General features: G+C 65.0%; 2 protein-coding genes. One reads left to right on the forward strand and one right to left on the reverse strand.

Annotation, left to right across the window (positions count from 1 at the left end):
* Positions 1-149 precede the first annotated feature (149 nt).
* On the reverse strand, positions 150-1,358 hold the full coding sequence (locus NOG11_RS14800; protein ID WP_305889128.1) for a pyridoxal phosphate-dependent aminotransferase: 1,209 nt from the start codon (positions 1,356-1,358) through the stop codon (positions 150-152).
* A gap of 66 nt (positions 1,359-1,424) precedes the next feature.
* On the opposite strand from NOG11_RS14800, the gene NOG11_RS14805 reads away from it, so the two are divergent.
* On the forward strand, positions 1,425-2,576 hold the full coding sequence (locus tag NOG11_RS14805) for a mechanosensitive ion channel family protein (protein WP_256620592.1): 1,152 nt from the start codon (positions 1,425-1,427) through the stop codon (positions 2,574-2,576).
* Positions 2,577-2,635 lie beyond the last annotated feature (59 nt).

Raw genomic sequence — 2,635 nt, forward strand, 5'->3', positions numbered from 1 at the left:
CGCGCAAACCACGAACGAGTCAGTGAGGGCTCAAAACGCTCTAGCTCGTTCGGCTTTAGCAGCTCCTTGAAGCTCCTGTTCGCCGCTCGAGCGACTCGCTCTCACCTATTGTTCGTGCACGGAAGACCAGTTGTCTAGGTCCGCCAATGCTACTCAGCTAATCGCTCGCAGAACCGCGTGATTCGCTGGCTGGCCTCTTCGATCTCGGCCATGGACGCGGCATAGGAGAGCCGCAGGTAAGGAGCGGTACCGAAGGCGGTGCCGGGGACGAGGGCGACCTTCTCCTCTTCCAGAAGCGCGGTCGCCACGTCGAGGTCGGTCTCCAGCATCCTTCCGCCGAGGCTTCTGCCGATGAGCCCTTCCACTTTTGGATAGAGGTAGAACGCGCCCTCGGGCCGCACCACGGACAGTCCCGGCGCATCGGCGAACACACTTAAAAGGTGATCCCGCCGTGCACGGAAGGCCTCGTTGCGCTCGGCCAGGAAACCGTGGTCGCCGTTGAGCGCCGCCACCGCCGCCCATTGGCTGATCGAGCAGGGGTTGGTCGTGCTCTGGCTCAGAAGCTTGCGGATGGCATTGATCAGGGGCTTCGGCCCCGCGCCAAAGCCGATGCGCCAGCCGGTCATGGAGTAGGCCTTGGAGGCTCCGTTCATGGTCAGCACACGTTCCTTCAGCGCAGGCACCGCTTCGGCGATGGTGGCGAACTCAGCGTCATAGGTGATGTGCTCGTAGATATCGTCGCTCAGCACCATGATCTTCGGATGGCGCAAGAGCACCTCGCCGAGCCCGCGCAAGTCCTCGCGCGACAGCACGGCGCCGGTGGGGTTCGACGGCGAGTTGAGGATCAGCCATTTTGTCTTGGGCGTGATCGCTGCCTCCAGCACCTCCGGCGTCAAGCGGAAGCCTGCCGCCTCGGAGGTCTCCGCGATCACCGGCGTGCCGCCGCAGAGCTTCACGATGTCCGGGTAGCTCACCCAGTAGGGCGCGGGCACCACCACCTCGTCGCCGGGGTTGAGGGTGGCCATCATCGCGGCGAAGATCAGGTACTTGCCCCCCGAGGTCACCGTGACCTCGGTGCCGGGGTCGTAGGAGAGCCCATTGTCGCGCTCGAACTTGGCGGCCACAGCCTCTTTCAGCTCGGGAATGCCGTCCGCCGCGGTGTAGCCGGTGTGGCCGTCGCGGATCGCCTGGATACCCGCTTCGGCGATGTGCTCGGGGGTGGCGAAGTCCGGCTCGCCGGCTGCCAGCGCGATCACGTCCTCGCCAGCCGCCTTCAACTCGCGGGCTTTCTGGCTCACAGCTAGGGTGGGGGACGGCGCGATGCGCCCTAGGGCTTGGGATAGTACGACGTTCACCATGACAATGCGGCTTGCTGCGCCCCGGCGGGATGCGCAAGACTTGGGCTGTTCACGAAGGGGGGCGACATGCAGTTGCGTGCCGAGGAGATCACCGAAAGACTGAGCGGCGAGGCCGAGAGCTTCGCCGAGGGCGTCGAGGCGACGATTACCGGGATCGGCGCCTGGGTGCAGGACCACGCCGTCGAATGGTCGGTGGGCATCCTCGCCGTGGCGGCCATCTACTTCGTGCTGCGCATCCTTCGCGGCTTCCTGTTCGGGCTCCTGCACCGCAAGAAGAAGTCCGAGACCACCTGGCAGAACATCCTCGCGAGGGTCATCAGGGCCACCAAGAGCCTCTTTCTCCTGCTCTTCGCCGCCGCCATCGTGCTGCCGATCCTGGTCAGCCTCGACGAAGAGCAGCGCCAGTGGATGCGCTGGATCTTCGTCATCGTGATCGCGCTTCAGGGCGCCTTCTGGGCCAGGGTGGTCATCACCGCCTTCCTGGAGCGGGCGGCCAGCGCCTCCTCCAGCCACGGCGATAACAGCCTCGACAACGCGCTGGGGCTCCTCAACGTCTTCGCCAACGTGCTCGTCTTCGCGGTGGCGATCGTCTTCATCATCTCGAACCTCGGCGGCGATCCGACGGCGCTCATCGCCGGCCTAGGCGTCGGCGGCATCGCCATCGGCCTCGCGGCCCAGAGCCTCTTCGAGGACCTCTTTGCCGGGCTCTCCATCATCCTAGACAAGCCCTTCCTGCGCGGCGACTTCATCATCTTCGGCGATAAGATGGGCACGGTGCAGAAGGTGGGGCTTAAATCCACCCGCATCACGACGCTTCAAGGCCAGCAGCTCGTGGTCAACAACTCCAAGCTCCTCGGCTACGAGATCAACAACTACCGGAGGATGGCCGAGCGCCGGATCGTCCTGCGCCTCGGCGTCACCTACGACACGCCGCGCGATACGCTGGCAGCGATCCCCGGCGGCATCCGCCAGATCGTGGAGGCTCAGGACAGGGTCCGCTTCGATCGCTGCCACCTCGCGGGCTACGGCGACTACGCGATCCTGTTCGAGCTCGTCTTCTGGGTGCAGGACCGGGACTACGCGGTCTATATGGACATCCAGCAGGACATCCTCCTCGGCGTCCACGCCCTCTTCGAGCGCAACAAGGTGACCTTCGCCTTCCCGACCCAGACGCTGCATATCGACAGCGTGCCCGAGGGGATGAAGCCGGGGCGGTAGTTTCCTCCCCCTTTCAGGCGGAGGTGCCCGAAGGGCGGAGGGGGACGTTCAAGAAGCGC

It is taken from the genome of Parvularcula maris (assembly GCF_024505085.1).
In the GTDB taxonomy this organism is placed as follows: Bacteria; Pseudomonadota; Alphaproteobacteria; order Caulobacterales; family Parvularculaceae; genus Parvularcula; species Parvularcula maris.